Origin of the sequence: Oryzomonas rubra, from assembly GCF_008369015.1 — a bacterium.
Taxonomy (GTDB): Bacteria; Desulfobacterota; Desulfuromonadia; order Geobacterales; family Pseudopelobacteraceae; genus Oryzomonas; species Oryzomonas japonica.
In genome coordinates, this window is the sequence record NZ_SRSD01000001.1 from 543,943 (window position 1) to 562,638 (window position 18,696).

Consider the following 18,696-nt stretch of genomic DNA (forward strand, 5'->3'; position numbering starts at 1 on the left):
CCCCGGTTTCGTTACCTGCGCGCTTTCAGCCCGGCCGCGCAAAAAACGGGGCATGGAGCGCCATCGCCCCCTCCCTGTTTTTTCTCCGCATGGTAGTGGAATTATGATGTATACGCAACTCGAAAAAAGAGGGAAATATGATACCTTTTGTAACTGTTTAACTTGTGAAAAAACAAAATTGTGCATAGAATCAGCCGGTACAACGGCATCCCCACTCAAAAGCCCCGGAGTCTGCACGGTGAAGGCTTTTTCCGGATGGTCCATTCGCACCCACCTCATCCTGTTGGTCGCATTCGCGGTCACCCCCGCCCTGGCGATCATCCTCTACACCGGTCTCGAACAGAAGCAAAATTCCCTGAACGAGGCCCACAGCCGGTGCTCCGCCCTCGTCAGGGCACTGGCCGGCGATATGACCAATACGGTCAGCAGCACGCGCCAGCTCCTGACAACCCTGGCCGTGCTGCCCCAGGTGCGCAACATGGATGCACCGGCCTGCGACGGACTGTTCCGGGAAATCCTGCGCAGCGACGACCGCTATCTGAACCTCCAACTCTTTCGCCCCACCGGCGAATCGGTCGCCTCGGTCGTCCCCCCTCCCCCCGGGCTCAACGTAAGCGACCGGAAATACTTTCGCGATGCGGTACGCCGGCGGACCTTTTCCGCCGGGGAGTACATCGTCGGGCGCACGGTCAACAAACCGACCTTCAACTTTGCCCTGCCGGTCACCGGCGACCGGGGAGAACTGCTGGGCGTGGTCCAGGCGGCCGTCAGCCTGGAACGGGTCAATGCAATCTTCGACAGATCCCACTTTCCGGCCGGCTCCGCCCTGGTTTTACTCGATGGCACGGGCACGATCCTGTTTCACAGCGCCGATGCCCGCTACCAGATCGGCACCAAAGACGATCGGGGCATCTTCAACGACATGCGCGCTGCCCGGGGTGGCGAGAAGATCACCCTGCGCTCTTCGGGGGGATCGTCCCGCATCATGGCCTACCGCTCCCTGCAACTGACCGGCGATCCAACCCCCTATCTCCACATCAGGCTGGAAGTGCCCGAGGAAGCGATCCTCACCGACGCCAACCGCATCCTCATCCGCAACCTGTGGTTTCTGACGTTCGCCGTCGTTCTTGCGGCCGTGGTGGTGTTTGCCTATGCCAACCGCGTCATCATCAACCGGGCCAGGCGCTTGGTGCGTTCATCCATGCTGCTGGCTGCGGGCGGACAGGATGTACAGGTCGGCATCCCCTACTCCCAGGGTGAGTTCGGCCTGATCGCCCAGGCCTTCGACGACATGGCAAGGACCCTGGCGTTGCGCGAGGAGGAACGCGCCACATTCGTCCGGGAACTCCAGACGGCAACCCGCCAGGCCCACGACGAACGGGCCAAGACCGATGCCATCCTTGCCAGCATCGGCGACGGCATCAGCATCCAGGATCGGGAGTACCGCATCCTCTATCAGAACGGCACCAGCAGAGGGTGGATGAACGACCAGTCCGGGCGTTTCTGCTATGAGGCCTACGAGCAGCGGCCCCATGTGTGCGACAACTGCCCCGTCAGGCAGACGTTTGAGGACGGTCAGGTGCATACGGTGGAACGCAGGCTGACGATAAACGGCCGGGATATGTGTCTGCTGGTTACGGCTTCGCCGCTCAGGAATTCGGCCGGCGACATCATCGGCGGCATCGAGCTCGTCAAGGACATCACCGACCGAAAGATGGTCGAGATCGCCCAGAAGGAACTGACGGGCAAACTGGCGGAGTCAAACCAGCAACTCCAGCATTTTGCCTACATCGCCTCCCACGACCTCCAGGAACCCTTGCGCACCATAAGCAGTTTCATACAGCTTCTGGCCCGGCGGTACCAAGGCAAGCTGGACAAGGACGCAGGGGAATTCATCGCCTTCATAATCGATGGAGCCCAGCGCATGCAAAGGCTCATCAACGACCTTCTGGAGTATTCCCGCGTCGAATCCCAGGGCGCCCCGTTCGTTGTTTTTGAAGCCGGGGACGCGCTCAGGGCCGCAACGATGAACCTGAAGAGGCGTATCGAGGAAAGCGGCGCTGAAATCACCCATGACCCGCTCCCGGCCATAACGGGTGATGAAACCCAGATCATGCAACTGTTCCAGAACCTGCTCGGCAACGCCATCAAATTCCGGGGCGACGAGCCGCCCCGTATCCATGTTGCCTGCGCCGAGACCCCCACGGAATGGGAATTTCGCGTCACGGACAACGGCATCGGCATCGATGACCAATTTTTCGAGCGGATCTTCGAGATCTTCCAGCGGCTGCATGGGAGAGACGCCTACTCCGGCACCGGCATCGGGCTGGCCGTCTGCAAAAAGATCATCGAACGCCACGGCGGCCGTATTGGGGTGACGTCAGAACCGGGCCGGGGCAGTTGCTTCTCGTTCACCATCAAAAAGGACCTTTCCGAAAAGGGGGATGCGGCATGAGGCGTCTGCACGCGGCGCACGCGGCATACCTTGCCGTCCTGTTCATGGCACTGACGCTGACGATAGCCGGTCCGGCCCACGCCGCCGATGCCGGGGGGCAAAAGACGCGTATCCTGATCCTCAACTCCTACCACCCCTACTACACCTGGTCGGACAACGAACTTATCGGCATCGTCGAGACGCTGCACCGGTCGCGGCCGGAGATAGAACCGACCGTGGAGTACCTGGACTGCAAGTACTTCCCAAAGATGGAACATTTCGGCAAGATCAGGGACCTGTTCATCCAGAAATACCGGAACGTGACGATCCCCCTGATCATCGCCGTGGATAATCCGGCCCTCGAATTTGCCCTGAAATACCGCGACGCCATATTTCCCGGCACCCCGATCGTCTTCTGCGGCATCAACGGCTTTGAACCGGCGATGATCAAGGGGCAGCGCAACGTGACCGGCGTTGCCGAACGGCTCGATGTCAGGGGCACCGTGGAGTTGATGCTCAAGGTGCACCCCGCAACGCGGCAGATTTTCGTTATCCACGATTACACCTCCACCGGGCTGGCGACCCGCAGGCAGGCTGAGGAAGATCTGAAGGGGTTCAAGAGTCCGGTCGCGATCCGCTATATGGGCAACCTGACAACCGACGGCATGCTGCGACAATTATCGTCACTTTCAACGGACAGCCTCGTCCTGGCGCTCTCCTACAGTCGGGACCGGGACGGGCGGGTATTCGATCACACCAAGATAGCGCAGCTTTTGGGGGAACGATCTCCCGTGCCGGTGTACGGCGGTCATGAGGAACGCATCGGCCATGGCATCATCGGCGGGAGCCTGCTGGGGGGGCGACAGCATGGGGCGCAAGCCGCAGGAATGGCCCTGGAGGTGCTCAATGGACGGGACATCGCCACCCTGCCGGTCTATACCGGCCAAACGGGACGGGTGATGTTTGACTACACCCAGCTCACCCGTTTCCATATCCCCATGTCCCGGCTTCCCTACGGCTGCACCCTTGTCAACAAGCCCGTGTCATTCTACGAGAGGTACACCAGACTGGTCTGGACGACAATTTTTGTCATGGCCAGCCTGGGCATGATCATAACCCTGCTCATTCTGAACATCAGCCAGAGCCGCCGGGCGGCGCAGGAGTTGGCCCACAAGGCGCAGGAGCTGGAAAAAAGCAACGCCGAGTTGAAGGAATTCAACATGCTGGCCTACCATGACCTTCAGGAGCCTCTGCGGGTCATCGGCGGGTTCGTGCAACTCCTGGAAAAACGCTACAGGGGAAAACTCGACCGTGAGGCCGATGAATTCATCGCCATCATCGTCGCCAACGTATCCCACCTCAAGCACCTGTTCAACGACCTGCTGACCTATCTCAATCTCGGCCGGCAGCCGGTCAGACACGTCCCTCTGGACGGCGCGGAGATCGTAACGAGCGCCCTTGCTGGTCTGGAGGAGATGATTGCCCGGCGCGGTGCCGTCGTCACCCATGCCCCTTTCCCGGAGCTCACCGGCGACGGGCAGCTTCTGGTCATGCTGCTGAGAAACCTTCTGGAGAATGCGCTAAAATTCTCCCGGAAAACACCAGTGATATCCATTGATTGCCGCAGCGCGGAAGATCGACATATCATTTCGGTGCAGGATAACGGCTTCGGCATCGCCCCCGAATACCAGGAAAAAATATTTCTGCTCTTCAAAAAGCTGCACAATCGGGACGAATATCCCGGCACCGGCATTGGTCTTGCAATTTGCAAACGAATTGTGGAATTGCACGGGGGAAAGATTTGGCTTGAATCGGAGCCGGATAAAGGTTCTACCTTCTTTTTCAGCCTGCCGGCCAGATAAAGCAGGACAAGCATTTTACGTCATTTGACGCAGTTGGAGGCCCACACCATGACGCCACCGTACCTCAAACCGGCAGAAATCCTGCTAGTTGAAGACAATCCCGCCGATGTCAGACTGACAATGGAAGTGTTAAAAGACGTAAAACTCTGTAATAATATCAGCGTCGTCAACGACGGTGTCCAAGCCCTTGACTTCCTGTATCGCCGGGGGGAATATGGTTCCGCAGCCCGCCCCGATATCATCCTGCTCGACCTCAACCTTCCCCGGCTGGACGGGCGCGAGGTGCTGGAGCGGATCAAGAGTGACGATAGCCTGAAGCATATCCCGGTAGTGGTCCTGACAACCTCCAGCGCCGAACAGGACATACTCAAAAGCTACGCTCTGCACGCCAACTGCTACATCACTAAACCGGTAGACCTGGAGCAGTTCACCAAGGTGGTGACATCCATCGAGGAGTTCTGGTTTTCCATTGTGAAGCTTCCCGGAATGTGAGTGCGCCGCCATGCCCTACGCCGAAATAATCAGAGTCCTGTTGATCGAAGACAATCCCGCCGACGTCCGGCTGCTGCGAGAGTGTTTCTCGGAACTCTCCGATGTGCTTTTTTTGGTCCACGATGCCAACTGCATCGCCTCCTCGATACAACTCGTTTCGGAGAAACATTTCGACGTCATCCTCCTCGACCTCTCGCTCCCCGACAGCATCGGGCTGGAGACGCTGCACCGCATGCACACCCAGGCCCCCGACATTCCGATCATCGTCCTGACCGGCATGTCAGACGACGCCCTGGCCCTCACCGCCATGCGGCACGGCGCCCAGGACTATCTGCTCAAGGGACAGTTCGACATCAATCTGCTGAGCCGAGCCATCCGTTACACCATCGAACGCAAACGGGCCGAGGCGGAGATCAAGAAGCTGGCCTACTACGATACCCTGACCGGGCTCCCCAACCGGGTACTGTTCAGCGACCGCCTCAAGCAGGCCATCGTCATGGCTGAACGGGACAAGAAGAGCCTGGCGCTCCTGTACCTCGACCTTGACCAGTTTAAATACGTTAATGACACCTTGGGGCACGCCTACGGCGACCGCCTGCTGAAGATCAGCGCCGACCGCATCCAGGGATGCCTGCGCAGTTCCGACACCGTGGCCCGCATCGGCGGCGACGAGTTCGTCATCATCCTCTCCCTCCTTTCCGGGGGAGACGACGTACCAAAGGTGGCGGACAAGATTCTCGAAGCCCTCAGAAAACCGGTTCAATTCGAAAACCATACCATCCACACCAGCGCCAGCATCGGTATCGCACTGTACCCGGAAAATGGCACAACGGTCGACGAACTGCTGAAAAACGCCGACATTTCCATGTATCAGGCCAAGGAAAAGGGGCGCAACAACTACCAATTTTTCTCCGAAGAGATGAACCGGCTGGCGCTCGCGCGGCAGGTGATCGAGTCGAACCTGCGCCAGGCCATGGTACGGAACGAATTTTTCCTGGTATACCAGCCGCTGTTCGACATCGCGAGCCGGACGATCATCGGGTTCGAGGCGCTGATCCGTTGGCACCACCCCCAGCATGGGGACATGCTCCCGCCTCAATTCATCAACATTGCCGAAGAGACCGGCATGATCGTCGCCATCGGCGAGTGGGTCCTGCGGACGGCGTGCCGGCAGGCCCGGCAATGGCATAATAACGGCGGTTCAGACGGCTTGCGCATCTCCGTCAACGTCTCGGCCAGCCAGTTAAAACATGACAGCTTCCTCGACATTGTCGCATCGGCCCTGGAGGAATCGGACCTCCCGCCCGGCTGCCTTGAATTGGAGGTGAACGAAAGCACCATCATTGAACAGGGAGAGAAAAGCATCCCCATTCTGAAAAAACTGAAGAAACTGGGAGTTTCCCTGGCCGTCGATGACTTTGGCACCGGTTATTCCTCCCTCTCATACCTCAAGCACTTCCCCATCGACCGGGTCAAGATCGACGGCACCTTTGTGCGCGATATCACCCCCGGCGGGGATAATGCGGCCATCGCCGAGGCGATCATCTTCATGGCCCACTCACTCAGGCTCAACGTGGTGGCCGAAGGGGTCGAACAGGAGAAGCAGTATTCCTTCCTTCACAACAGCAAATGCGATGAGTTGCAGGGATTTTTCATGTGTCACCCCCTGCTGCCGGAAGACATTATCCCGCTTCTGCGTACCTACACTACGTTAACACACTAGCCACGCCATTGTGGCGTCCTGTGCGGTTCGTGTGCCGCACAGGACGCCACCAGCTCTACAGAGTTCTTCCCGCCGCCTCGGCGAACAAGCGCAGCTTGTCCATCATCGCCTGGAATTTTGCCGGCTTCAACGATTGCGGCCCGTCGCTGGAGGCATGCTCCGGATCGGGATGGACCTCGACAATCAGGCCGTCGGCTCCGCACGCCACGGCGGCATAGCACATGGGGGCGACATAGTGATGGTTGCCGGTGCCGTGGGAAGGATCTACCACCACCGGTAAATGGGTCTTTTCCTTGAGCACCGGCACGGCCGAAAGGTCGAGGGTGTTGCGGGTGGCGGTCTCGAAGGTGCGGATGCCGCGCTCGCAGAGGATCACCGACTGGTTCCCCTCGCTCATGACATACTCGGCGCTCATGAGAAACTCCTGGATCGTCATGGACATGCCCCGTTTCAGCAAAACCGGCCTGCCGAGTTGGCCGACCTTTTTCAGGAGCGCGAAATTCTGTGCGTTGCGGGCGCCGATCTGGAGGATGTCGGAGTATTCCGCCACCAGTTCGGCGGTTTCGGGATTGATCACCTCGGTTACGAACGGCAGGCCGGTCACCTCCCGGGCCTTGGCCAACAGCTTGAGCCCCTCCTCCTCCAACCCCTGGAACGAATAGGGCGACGTGCGCGGTTTGAATGCTCCGCCCCGCAAAATGGAGGCCCCCGCTTTTTTCACCGCCTCGGCCGTTTCAACGATCTGCCGTTCATTTTCAACGGAACAGGGACCGGCCATCATGATCACCCGTTCCCCACCGATAGACACCTCATCGTTGATGCGCACGACACTCGACTCCTTTTTGATCTCCTTGGAGGCCAACTTGTACGGTTGCAGGATAGGCACCACGTTTTCAACGCCGTGCAGCGACTCAAGGGAGTGCAACACCATCTTGCCCCGCTCGTCCCCCACTGCACCGATGACATCCCGGGTCGAGCCGTGGATCACATGGGGCATGTAGCCCAATTCCTTGATGCGCTTCAACACCTCATCCATGTCCTTCTTTGCCGCGCCTGCCTTCATTACGATGATCATCCCCTGTTCCTTTCCCACAAGCAAAAGGGCCGAAGGTTTCCCCCCGGCCCTGTCCGCATCTGCTGCGGTAAACAAAAAAGCCGGGGGACTGTCTGTCCACCCGGCTTGTGGTGTGTAATGGTTTCGCTTCCTTGCGCTTACACCTTTGCCCGGGCAGACGGCCTGAAATAAAAGCCGTACCAAAAGAAAAAGTAAAAGGCGCTAAAGAAACGATTCGAATTCATGGTTGGTACTAAATCACAGCCGCTGAGAATTTGTCAAGGGTAATTTTTTCAGCTTTGCCGACAACGGTTTCCCAAGGCCCCGACAGGGCACCCCCGTCGCCTCACACCCCGTACACCACATAGCCCCGCGGCGGCGCCTCGACCTGACACCATCCGTCACTGTCGGTGGTGGTCGCTGCCGGCTGGGGGATAGCACCCTTGCCGCCCCAGGCCAGGGGCTTCAGCGTCGTGTTTCCGAAACCGGACTGCACCCGTCTGCCGAGGGAGCCCCCGGAATTGTTCAGGACAAAGAGCAACCCCGGCTGACTGGCAATGCCGGTGCGTTCCATGACGTACAGCAGGTCGTCCACGTAGCGGATGGCCGTGCCGCCCCCGGCATGGCTCTCGTGCACCTTGACCAGCCGCTCGATCCCGTCCGGCTCTCCGGGCCGGGCCAGACCGTAGTTGAAATAGTCTTTCCAGAAGACGCATGGGTATCCCTCGTGGGTGAGGATATAGGCGTAGGCCAGCATCTTGTCGTTCACCACGCAGTCGTTGCCGCTGAAATCGTGGTTATCTACAAAGCTCACCGCCTCGTGGGGACGATCCTTTATCAGCACGCCGCCGTCCGCCAGGGTCCGCAGACTGAAGCCGTAGGTGTCGCACAGATCCTTCAACCGGTAGCGCAGCGGGAAATCAAAGGCTCCAACCCGGTGTACGGCCCAGTTGTTGACCGAATCCAGCCAACTGTCGATGAAATCGTCTCCGGCCCAGCACTCCCCCACCCCGAAGAGAGATACCGGCTGCCCTCCTCGGGTGTACTGGCGGTCGTGAATCGCCCGTACGATCCAGGCGCCGAACCCCTTGACAAAGTCGTAGCGGAAGCCGTCAAAACCGATCTCTTCGATCATCCACTTGGCGTGGTTGAGGATACCGGTGGAGACGCGGGGATTGATGTGGCACAGGTCCGGCATCCCGCCAAAGGCGGCGGGGTCGTTCTCGGTGTAGGGAGAGGGGTTGAAGCAGGTCCAGTCGCGGGTGAAGCGATTGCTTTGGGGGGTGAATTTCGTCCAGCGGTAATTTTGCAGGATCGGGTTGAATTCCTGCTGGTCGGCGCCGTTGTTGTGGTTGAGAACCAGGTCGGCATAGACCTTCAGGCTGCAGCCGTGCGCGGCCCTGATCAGGGCGCGCAACTCCTCTTCCGAACCGAACCAGGTTTTTACCTCATCAACGCCGTTGACCTTGCGCAGCGCCTTTTGCGGGTATTTTCCCAGGTCGTAATAGTCATAGACATCATACCCCATGGACATGCCGCCGATGTTGGCGGCCTTACCGGCAGGCGGGAGCCAGAGGGCGGTGAAGCCGGCCTGTTCAAGCCCGCCGAGCTTTGTGGCAAGGAATTTCCACCACGTATATTCCTGGGCCTCCTCCCGGGGGCAATCCCAGTAAAACGCCTGCATCAGAACACCCATGATGTCCCTCCCCATGTCTGCGATAGCCCTTGGGCTGTTCTGAAATACTACCACAACACGGCGGCGTGGCCACAAAGGCACGGAGGAAATCCCACTTTTTCAAGTAGTTTTCGAACGGCAACTCATGGCGTTATTCGGGGAGACCAAGGGGGCGGAGGGGACTGTTAATTTTTTTAACACTATTTCAAAACAGTGTAGCAACATGGCGAATTGACTAAAAAATATCGATAAACACAAAGTGTAAATTTTTTAACACTCCATAAAAATAATATTCATTTCATAGCGTTACGTCCATCAAGAGAATGTTAACAAAATTAACAACGCCGCTATGCCAGGATCTGCCCATGGCCAGATCCTGGCGAACGAGCTGTTCCAAGGCGGCATCCAGGTAGGCGCGACGGCAATCGACACCATCAATGGCGCCGGTGCGCAGCAGGCTCAGGAAACGGCAACCGCCGAAACAGATGGGCAGGTATGCGCACTCCAGGCATTCGTCGTTTTTCCACACATCCAGGTTGTGGGACACGGCATAAGCGTCGATCCCTTCGGCCAGGGAACCGATCCGCAACTCCTCCCGCCCCATGATGTAGGCCACCACCAGATCGTGAAGGCCATCAAAAATCACGGGAGAAACGGACGCTGGTGCGGTCAAGAATCCCTTTCAAATACCCGTTCCTTTTCCAGAGACAGGCAAGGAGCAATCCATGAACAAATATCAAAACACACAAAGGGTTTCCAACGTGCTGGACATCCAGTCTTTGTTTCTGGTAGTATCCCGCGCACAGAATCCTATCATGGCACTCTACAAACCTCAACATACCATCAGCACCATTTTGGTGGCCCTTTGCCTGGCTCTCGGCACCCTCCCCTGCCTGGCATGGGGGGAAGAGGTCGACGAGACCCTGGATCTCTTCAGCGCCTGGCAGGAGGAGGCATCCACCGCCTCCCGCGCACCCAAGCCGCTCTCCCAGACCGCCGAGAATGTTACCGTCGTTACCGCTGCAGATATCGAGGCCCTCAACGCCCACACCCTGGCCGACGTCCTGGCCACCATTCCCGGCATTCAGACACAGCAACGGGGCGGCCCTGGCGGCCAGTCCTTCACATTCATTCAAAGCTCCGACTACAACCACGTGCTGGTGCTGGTGGATGGCGTAGCGATCAACACCAGCGGCAACTTTGCCGACACGGCCCTGATCCCGGCGCGGGTTATCGAGCGGATCGAGATCGTCAAGGGGGCTGGCTCATCTTCCTGGGGGCAGGCTCTGGGCGGGGTGATCAGCGTCACCACCCATTCCCCGGAACAGGGGCGCAAACTGGGTGGGACCGCAGACGCCTCCCAAGGGGAACGGGGTACTACCGATGCCGGCCTTTCCCTCTCGGGCACTGACGGCAGATTGGGTTATTACCTGTCCGGCGGCTACCTCGGCTCCGGCGGCCTCCTCCCCTACCACACCATCTATAGCCGGAATATCTTTGGCCGTCTTGCCTGGGACCTTCCGGGCCAGGGGCAGGTGTGGGGGAATATCGGCTACACCAAGGCTGACAACCGGGGCGACAGCTATGTGTCCGAGATAAACTCCCAGGAAAAGGAAGACGCCAAACAACTCACCGCTTCTGTCGGGCTGCGCAACCCCCTGACCGGCGCCATTGACATTGAGGCTATTGTCCGCCATTTGAACCATGGTTCCGACTACTTTTCCAGCGCCATCAGTACCGGCGCAGCGGACCCTCAGAGAAGCTTCCGCGACCGAGTCTATGGCGCCGACGTCAAACTCACCTGGCGCGAAGAGAACAACCTTCTGGTGTTGGGAGGGGTCTACGAACAGACCGAGGCGAATCTAGTCTACGGTAGCGACGCTACCTTTGTCAAAATCAAACACTTCGGACTCTACCTCAACGACACCCTCAACATAGGGGCGATTTCAATCATCCCCGGCGCCCGCTTTGACAATACCTCTGGCCGTACGGACACCTTCAGCCCCTCATTGGGAGTGGTCTGGCGGCTCACGGATGAGACCCTCCTGCGGGGCTACACCGGGCTGGGTTACAGCCTGCGGGACATCGCCAACACAAATATTGAGAGGATATGGACCTCCCAAATCGGCATGGAGAGCCAAGCGGTTCCGTATCTTTGGTTGAAGGGAACCTTGTTTCGCAACCAGAAATGGGACATCCAGACATACAACTTCGACACGCAGACCTATTACCCGGAAAAGCAGATCGCCTTGGGAGCCGAACTTGAGGCTCGCACCGTTCCTGTCTGGAATACGTCGCTGGCGACCGGCTACACCTTCACCGACACCACCCGCAGTATCGACGGTTCCCAGGTATATGGCCTCCCGCGCCATACCGTGCAGGCATCCGTACACTACGACGACAAAACATTCCGCGGAGTACTGACCGGCCGCCATATCTGGTGGAACCAGGACCCCTCGTACCTGGCCCGCTATTATGGCCTGGTGTGGGATCTGCACTTGGGGGCAACAGTCCTCAAACGGGAAAAAACCACACTGGAGGTATTTTTCTCGGGCCATAACCTGTTCAACGGCGCCCAATTCAGCGATAGCTATACGCCCAACCCTTCCCGCTGGTTCGAGGGTGGTATGAGGGTGCGCTTTTGAGGATACTGACCGCCTTCATAGTCTCACTTGCCCTGTTGCTCCCCCTTGCGGCCGATGCCTACGATGTGCTGGTGCTCCAGAGCCGCCGCGACCCGGCCTTCGAAGAGGCCCTTGCCGGGTTCCGCGCCAACCGCAGATTTTCGGAGCGGGTGGTCGTGCTCGCCGACTACGCCGATGTGGACATTAGCCGCATCGTCCGCGAAGATCGGCCCGCCCTGGTCCTGGCCCTGGGAGACCGGGCCCTGGAAGCGGCCAACAAGCTGCGGCAAACCCCGGTCATCGCCCTGATCTCCCTCGGCATCCATAGCCGTCACGCCACCCACTCCAACCTGACCGGCATCGACATGTTCGCGCCGCCGGAACGCTACCTTTCCCTGTTTCATGGGATGAAAAAGCGCCGCGTGGGGCTGATCTACCATCCCGCCAAGAGCGGCTGGTACGTGCAACTGGCCCGCCAGGCGGCCCAGCGGATGGGGATAGAGCTGGTGGTGCGCGAGGTTTCGACCCCGCGGGATACCCTGACCCAACTTGCGACCTTGGCCGGCAAAGTCGATGCACTGTGGATGCTTCCCGACGCCACGGCCGTCGCCCGGGAAACGGTGGAAGCCTATTTCCGTTTTTCCCAGGAGCACAACGTACCGGTGGTGTCCTTTGCCAACGCCTATCTGGGCCTGGGGGCGGCGGCGGTCCTGGAGATCGACCGCGCCGAACTGGGCAGGCAGGCGAGCGATATGGGTTCGGCTATCCTCAAGGGGACCGAGGCGTCGGACATACCCCTCGCCTACCCGCGCAGAATCCAGCTCAAAACCAATCCGAGCGTCATGAAACACCTGGGCATAGCAGCCGAGCGTGTTGCTCTGCACCCAAGAGAATAATCGTGTCGCCCCGCACCCAATTCATAAATTTCCGCGCCAGCTTCCAATTCAAGCTTTTCCTCATATTTACCCTACTGACCGCCCTCATGGCCGTCCTGTTCGGTTCCGCCTATATCGTCACCGAGATCCGCGAGCAAAGCATCTATGCCGGCGACAGGTGCCAACTGATAGCGGCGCACCTGGCCGATACCGTCCGCCTGCCCCTGTTCGCCGAAAACCGCACCGTGCTCATGCAGATTGCCCAGGACATCGCCCGTACCCCCGATTTCCACAGCCTGACGGTCCGCACCAATGACGGCAGGGTCCTGGCCGAGATGCGCAAACCGATTTCACGCAGTCCCAGCGAGTTGCTGAGCAGGACCGTGGAGGTACGCAGCACTCCCCTTGGTTCCTCCCCGGAATCCGCCATTATCGGCAGCAAAGAACCAGTGGGCGCCTTGATCGGCACCGTCCGCCTGGATCTGGACACGACCGAGCTCAAGGCGCGGACCCAGCGCCTGATCATGATGGCATGTGCTACGGCCTTCCTTTTCTGGCTCTCGGTCTCGTCCCTCTGCTATCTCGCGCTCCGCCAGGTGACCCGTTCCTTCAATGCCCTCATGCGCGGTCTGGAGTCCATGCAGACAGGGAACTACGCAGTCAGGATCGCTCCCGTCAGCAACGATGAACCGGGCCGGGCCGCCGGCGCCATCAGCCTGCTGGCTGCCTCGCTGCAAGAACGGGAAGAGGAAAACCGCCGTTTGCAACAACAGTTGGTCGACGCCATGCGCCTCGAAGTCCAGAAGGAAAAACAGCAGATCATGGCCAAGCTGATCCAGACCAACCGCATGACCTCCCTGGGGCTCTTGGCCTCCAGCATGGCCCATGAGATCAACACGCCCAACGGCGCCATCAAGCTTGCGGGGCAGCAGATGGCCAAGACCTGGAAAAGTGCGCTCCCCATATTGGAGCGAGTTGCCGAGGAGGAAGGGGATTTCGTACTGGGAGGGGCGGTATTCAGCCTGGTGCGGGGCGAAGTCACTAAGGCCACAGAGGTCATCGCGCGCTGTTCCGAACGCATCGAAAAGGTCGTGCAGGATATGAGAGCTTACAACGTCGGCGGTCATAGCGATGCAAAGGGCCGGGTGAACCTCAATCAGGTGGTCGTTGACGCACTTACCATTATCCGCGCCCATGGGCGCCACGGCAATATCGTCATCCAGACCGAACCGTACCCGGAACTGCCCGCGGTGACCGGCAACCGTTACCAATTGGAACAGGTAGTTATCAATCTGATCCTGAACAGCATACAGGCCATTCCGGAATCACGGAACGGGGTCATAACGATCATCTCGGGCTATGACAGCCTGCATGGGGAGGTGTCCCTCGTCGTAAGGGATGACGGGAAGGGCATCCGACCGGATATAATGAGCCGCCTCATGGAACCGTTTTTCTCCACCCGCATGGAAAGCGGCGGCAGCGGCCTTGGCCTGTATATATCGAACTTCATCGTGACCGAACATCGCGGGCGGTTGGTAGTTGAATCGGAACCGGACAAGGGCACGACCGCCACGATCAGCATACCCGCTGCCGGCGACGCCGGCACTCCCGGCCCCGATGCCCCACCCGCCCCAGAGGTCTAGGCCCAGTCTTCAGTTCATCTTTTCCAATTCGCTCAGTTTTTTCTGCACAGTCTGACGGCATACGCCGAGAAGGTCGGCGGCCGGCCCCTTTTTGCCTCCCGTAACCTTCAGAGCCTCTTCGAACATCAATTTCTCGATTTGCCCCATGGAGGGAAATGTGGGGAAGACCACATGCAGGCTGAACTGGCTGTTGGCGACCTTGGTTCCGGCATCGATCATGGTTCTGGACCTGACCGCCAGATCCGGGAAGTCGCTTTGCACCAGCAGGCCGGTCTTGTTGACGACCACCGCGCTGCCGACCTTGTTGATGAGCTCCCTGACATTGCCGGGATACTCATACTCTTCCAGCAGCCAGCGCAACTCCGCGGCAATCCTGGGCGCCCTTTTACCCATGGCCTTTGCCGCCATGTTGATATAATGGTTAACCAAGGGCATGATATCCTCGCGCCGCTCCCGCAAGGGGGGTATGTGCAGTTTGTGGTAACAGATCCGATGATAGAGATCTTCCCTGAACGTACCCTCGGCGACCAGTTTTTTGAAGTCCCGGTTGGAGGCAACGATAATCCGCGCGTCGCTTTTCAGGAGGACATCCGAGCCCAGGCGGTAATACTCGTTTTCCTGCAGGAGCCGCAGCAGCTTGATCTGGGATTCGGGCGCCAGATCGCCGATCTCGTCGAGAAACAGGGTCCCGCCCTGCGCCTTGGCGATCAATCCCTGGCGAAGTTCGTTCGCACCGGTGAACGCACCTTTCTTGTGGCCGAAGAGCGTATCCTCGAACATGTGGGCATCGAGCCCGGCCACATTCAGGGGGGTGAAACTGCCCTGCTGGCCGCTTGCCTTGTGAATGGCGCGGGCGATCAGTTCCTTACCGACCCCGGTTTCGCCGGTGATGAGCACCGGGTAGCGGGAGGGGGCGATGGTCTCCACCAGCTTGAAAATGGACTGCATCTTGTCGCTGCGGGTGAGGATGTCCTTGAAGGTATCCGGCTGGGCAAGGGGATCGCCCAGGAGATAGTTCTGGAGTTGCTGGTTCTGGTTTGAAAGCTCGAGGATCTTGAATGCGTTGTTGATGCTGGATATGAGCCGTGATGAATCGAGGGGTTTGGTGATGTAGTCCATGGCCCCCTGCTTCATGCAGCTTACCACCGTATCGACATCGCTTACCCCGGTCATGATGATGACCGGGATGGTCGGATATTTCTGGGCAATGACCGGCAGAAGGTCGGCACCAGAAACGCCCGGCATGATCCAGTCCAGGAAAAGGGCAGAATAGATGCCCTTGTCCAGTTCGGCCAGTACCTGGCTGCTGTCGGTAAGCGTCACCATTTCGCAGATCGAGTTGGAAAGAAGCACAAACCGAATCTCTTCCAGAAAATCGGCATTATCATCGACAAACAGGACAAGGGGCACCTTGCCGTTTTTTTGTGCTTTTTGCGTATCGGTCATGGGTCTTCCCTCCTGCTGCGGAATAATGCAAAATTATTGCCCAAAAGACTTGTGGCAACAAAAAAAGCAGCTCGATCTGCCGGCACTGGGGAAAAAGAGTTTGTTACAAGAGTGGCATTCTCTCCGAGCTCGGCACTTCGGCCCGGAGAACGGCGAACGGGGAGGCCCCGCGCCGCCGGCCGCCCGGCCTGAAACGGGGAAACCGAACGGCACGCGAGAGGCAAAAGGTGATGAAAAAGACGAGGCCTAGTGGGCACAAGGCTCGGTCGGCAGGACGCTACAGGGTCAGTTCGTCCGCCACCCTGACAAGGTTGGGCAGATCGGGTTTGGTCAGGATGTGGTTGGCCCCCAGTCCGATCCACTTGCGCTTGTTATCCTCGGAGGCAAGGGAGGAGAAGATCACAACCGGCAAACTCTTCAGCGTCTCTTCCTTGCGCACGAGCGAGGTCAGGTGCAGGCCGTCCATCTGCGGCATCTCCACGTCGGTGATCATCATGCTGATGTGGGACCTGAAGTCGCTGCCATCCTGGGTGCAGTGGGTGATTTTATCCTGAATGATGCCCCATGCCTCGGCGCCGTTTTCCGCTTCGGTAACGGCATAGCCGGCCGAACGCAGGGTCTGGCACAGGGTATTGCGAATGAACAGGGAGTCGTCGGCGACCAGTATCGTTTTGTGGGAGCGGTCCACGACGCCACCTTCGGATGACAACAGGGCACCCTCTGCAAGCGGCCTCAAGGCACTCTCCGAGCAGAGCTCACCCACGATCTTCTCGAAGTCCAGCACCAGGATGATACGGTCATCCATCTTCACCAGCCCGGTGACCTGCTCGCTGTGCACCGAGTGGGACGGCGGCTCGACGTTTTTCCACGAGATCCGGTAGATGCGGGAAACGGAGTGGACCAGCACCCCGACCATCAGGTTATTGAACTCGAGGACCACCACCCGGTCCGCCACCAGGTCTCCCGTATCCTTGCCGAGCACCTTGGCGAGGTTGATAACGGTAATGACCTTGTCCCGCAGCTTGATCATCCCCTCCACGCCCGGCTTGGCATTGACGACCCGGGACATCTGGGGCAACCGGATAATCTCCCGGACCTTGGCCACATTGACGCCGTAGTGGCAGGGCACGAGATTATTGCGGGCATCCATCTCGTCGATCCTGAACTCGACGATTTCAAGCTCGTTGGTATCGCTCTCCAGCAGTATGTTAGTCTGTTTCATATCCGGACCCTTTGCGGTAATTTTCGCAGCAGTATATCAATGAATATCTATGAAGGGAAGAGTTTATAAATATCAAACATGACGACCGGGGCACCCCGCTGAACTTGACTCTCCCGGGCGGTATGTGCTAGTTTTTCCAATCATCCTGACAGATTTTCGGAGCCACGCACATGTTTTTTCCCCCCATTGACACCTTTCGCACCCTGTCCAGGAGCGGCAACCTGATCCCGGTCTACCGGGAAATCATGGCCGACATGGATACGCCGGTCACCGCCTTTAAAAAACTCGACGACGGGCGTTTCTCCTTTTTGCTCGAAAGTATTGAGGGTGGCGAAAAGTGGGGGCGCTACTCCTTTCTCGGCTCCAGTCCCTCATGCGTCATCCGCTCCAAAGGGCACACCGTCGAGATCATCGAGAACAACGTCACGACCACGGTAACCACCGATGATCCGCTCGGCGCCATCCGCACCCTGCTGGCCCGCTTCACCCCGGTGGAGGTCGAGGGCCTGCCCCGCTTCTTCGGCGGCGCCGTCGGCTACCTGGGGTACGACATGGTACGCCACTTCGAGCACCTGCCCACGGAGAAACCGGCTGTACTTGACGCCTACGAAGCCTATTTCCTGGTGACCGACACCATCGTCATCTTCGACACCATGGCCCAGAAGATCAAAGTAGTCTCCAATGCCCACCTGGATGGCGCCATTACCCCGGAAGAAGCCTATCGGCAGGCTACGGAGAAGATCGAAACCATCATCAGCAAACTGCGCGCCCCGCTACCGCCGGCCGCGCCCCCGTCTTCGGGAGGCCCGGTGGAGATGCGCTCCAATGTCACCCGCGAGGCGTACGAGGCGGCCGTGGAAAAGGCCAAGGAGTATGTCCGGGCCGGGGACATCATCCAGGTGGTCCCCTCCCAACGTTTCAGCGGGCGGCTCTCGGCCGATCCGTTTGACGTCTACCGCGTGCTGCGCACCCTGAACCCCTCCCCCTACATGTTCTTCCTGAAACTGGACGGCACGGTCATCGCCGGGGCTTCGCCCGAGGTCATGGTGCGCAAGGAGGGGGACCGGGTCGAACTCCGTCCCATCGCCGGCACCCGCCCCCGGGGCGCCACGCCCCAGGAGGATGCCCGACTGGCCGAGGAGTTGTTGGGCGACCCCAAGGAACGGGCCGAACACGTCATGCTGGTGGACCTGGGGCGAAACGATCTGGGGCGGGTCTGTACCACGGGATCGGTCACGGTATCGGAGCTGATGGTCATCGAACGCTACTCCCACGTGATGCATATCGTGTCCAACGTGCAGGGGCGGCTGAGGGGCGACCACGACGCCTTCGACGTCGTGCGGGCGACCTTTCCGGCTGGCACCCTCTCCGGTGCGCCCAAGATCAGGGCCATGGAGATCATCGACGAACTGGAGCCAGTGCGCCGCGAGATTTATGGCGGCGCTGTGGGTTATTTTTCCTTTTCCGGCAACATGGACCTGGCCATCACCATCCGCACCCTGGTAATCAAGGACGGCATGGTGCACATCCAGGCCGGGGGCGGCGTTGTTGCCGATTCCGACCCGGCGGCCGAGTGGCAGGAGACCGTCAACAAGGCCATGGCCGCGCGGCGGGCGCTGGAGATTGCCGAGAAAGGGCTTGAATAA

13 protein-coding genes are annotated in these 18,696 nt (G+C 59.1%); 8 read left to right on the plus strand and 5 right to left on the minus strand.

The window, feature by feature from the left end; genetic code table 11:
- Positions 1 to 238: 238 nt before the first annotated feature.
- The 4 genes from ET418_RS02535 to ET418_RS02550 are packed head-to-tail and all read left to right on the plus strand — an operon-like array spanning position 239 to position 6,511.
- Entirely contained in the window at positions 239 to 2,455 is a 2,217-nt protein-coding gene (locus tag ET418_RS02535; protein ID WP_188055232.1) for a sensor histidine kinase, read from the plus strand.
- Positions 2,452 to 4,296, plus strand: a complete 1,845-nt coding sequence (locus tag ET418_RS02540) for a sensor histidine kinase (protein WP_149305999.1) — start codon at positions 2,452 to 2,454, stop codon at positions 4,294 to 4,296. Before ET418_RS02535 ends, ET418_RS02540 begins: the two co-directional genes overlap by 4 nt.
- A gap of 48 nt (positions 4,297 to 4,344) precedes the next feature.
- Entirely contained in the window at positions 4,345 to 4,788 is a 444-nt protein-coding gene (locus tag ET418_RS02545; protein WP_149306000.1) for a response regulator, read from the plus strand.
- Between the two features lie 10 nt (positions 4,789 to 4,798).
- Positions 4,799 to 6,511: a putative bifunctional diguanylate cyclase/phosphodiesterase gene (locus ET418_RS02550; RefSeq protein WP_149306001.1), complete on the plus strand. Its 1,713-nt coding sequence runs from the start codon at positions 4,799 to 4,801 to the stop codon at positions 6,509 to 6,511.
- A gap of 55 nt (positions 6,512 to 6,566) precedes the next feature.
- Here ET418_RS02550 and aroF read toward each other — a convergent pair whose 3' ends face one another.
- The 3 genes from aroF to ET418_RS02565 form a co-directional block, all read right to left on the minus strand.
- Positions 6,567 to 7,586 carry a 3-deoxy-7-phosphoheptulonate synthase gene (gene aroF, locus ET418_RS02555; protein ID WP_149306002.1) on the minus strand — a complete coding sequence of 340 codons (1,020 nt, stop codon included), beginning with the start codon at positions 7,584 to 7,586 and terminating at the stop codon, positions 6,567 to 6,569.
- A gap of 325 nt (positions 7,587 to 7,911) precedes the next feature.
- Positions 7,912 to 9,261, minus strand: coding sequence for an alpha-amylase domain-containing protein (locus ET418_RS02560; protein WP_149306003.1), 1,350 nt, complete (start codon positions 9,259 to 9,261; stop codon positions 7,912 to 7,914).
- A gap of 277 nt (positions 9,262 to 9,538) precedes the next feature.
- Positions 9,539 to 9,886: an SPASM domain-containing protein gene (locus ET418_RS02565; RefSeq protein ID WP_246152908.1), complete on the minus strand. Its 348-nt coding sequence runs from the start codon at positions 9,884 to 9,886 to the stop codon at positions 9,539 to 9,541.
- Positions 9,887 to 9,965: 79 nt separating this feature from the next.
- On the opposite strand from ET418_RS02565, the gene ET418_RS02570 reads away from it, so the two are divergent.
- Genes ET418_RS02570 through ET418_RS02580 form a run of 3 tightly spaced genes read left to right on the plus strand, consistent with a single transcriptional unit; the run spans position 9,966 to position 14,382 of the window.
- Entirely contained in the window at positions 9,966 to 11,885 is a 1,920-nt protein-coding gene (locus ET418_RS02570; protein WP_149306004.1) for a TonB-dependent receptor plug domain-containing protein, read from the plus strand.
- A complete protein-coding gene (locus ET418_RS02575; RefSeq protein WP_149306005.1) occupies positions 11,882 to 12,760 on the plus strand; it encodes an ABC transporter substrate-binding protein in 879 nt (292 codons plus the stop codon). Before ET418_RS02570 ends, ET418_RS02575 begins: the two co-directional genes overlap by 4 nt.
- A gap of 2 nt (positions 12,761 to 12,762) precedes the next feature.
- The gene (locus ET418_RS02580) at positions 12,763 to 14,382 is read left to right on the plus strand and encodes a sensor histidine kinase (protein ID WP_246152909.1); all 1,620 of its coding nucleotides are present in this window, start codon (positions 12,763 to 12,765) and stop codon (positions 14,380 to 14,382) included.
- A 9-nt stretch (positions 14,383 to 14,391) separates the two neighbouring features.
- Here the strand turns inward: ET418_RS02580 and ET418_RS02585 are convergent, their stop codons facing one another.
- Both ET418_RS02585 and ET418_RS02590 read right to left on the minus strand, forming a co-directional pair.
- Positions 14,392 to 15,828, minus strand: coding sequence for a sigma-54-dependent transcriptional regulator (locus tag ET418_RS02585; protein WP_149306006.1), 1,437 nt, complete (start codon positions 15,826 to 15,828; stop codon positions 14,392 to 14,394).
- A 277-nt stretch (positions 15,829 to 16,105) separates the two neighbouring features.
- Positions 16,106 to 17,050 carry a chemotaxis protein gene (locus ET418_RS02590; RefSeq protein ID WP_149306007.1) on the minus strand — a complete coding sequence of 315 codons (945 nt, stop codon included), beginning with the start codon at positions 17,048 to 17,050 and terminating at the stop codon, positions 16,106 to 16,108.
- A 170-nt stretch (positions 17,051 to 17,220) separates the two neighbouring features.
- Between ET418_RS02590 and trpE the strand changes: the two genes are divergently transcribed.
- Positions 17,221 to 18,696: an anthranilate synthase component I gene (gene trpE, locus ET418_RS02595; RefSeq protein ID WP_149306008.1), complete on the plus strand. Its 1,476-nt coding sequence runs from the start codon at positions 17,221 to 17,223 to the stop codon at positions 18,694 to 18,696.

Coding starts and splice junctions, on each gene's coding strand:
- ET418_RS02540 (WP_149305999.1), top strand. CDS start 2,452: ATGAGGCGTCTGCACGCGGCGCACGCGGCATACCTTGCCGTCCTGTTC.
- ET418_RS02545 (WP_149306000.1), top strand. CDS start 4,345: ATGACGCCACCGTACCTCAAACCGGCAGAAATCCTGCTAGTTGAAGAC.
- ET418_RS02550 (WP_149306001.1), top strand. CDS start 4,799: ATGCCCTACGCCGAAATAATCAGAGTCCTGTTGATCGAAGACAATCCC.
- aroF (WP_149306002.1), bottom strand. CDS start 7,586: ATGATCATCGTAATGAAGGCAGGCGCGGCAAAGAAGGACATGGATGAG.
- ET418_RS02560 (WP_149306003.1), bottom strand. CDS start 9,261: ATGGGTGTTCTGATGCAGGCGTTTTACTGGGATTGCCCCCGGGAGGAG.
- ET418_RS02570 (WP_149306004.1), top strand. CDS start 9,966: ATGAACAAATATCAAAACACACAAAGGGTTTCCAACGTGCTGGACATC.
- ET418_RS02585 (WP_149306006.1), bottom strand. CDS start 15,828: ATGACCGATACGCAAAAAGCACAAAAAAACGGCAAGGTGCCCCTTGTC.
- ET418_RS02590 (WP_149306007.1), bottom strand. CDS start 17,050: ATGAAACAGACTAACATACTGCTGGAGAGCGATACCAACGAGCTTGAA.
- trpE (WP_149306008.1), top strand. CDS start 17,221: ATGTTTTTTCCCCCCATTGACACCTTTCGCACCCTGTCCAGGAGCGGC.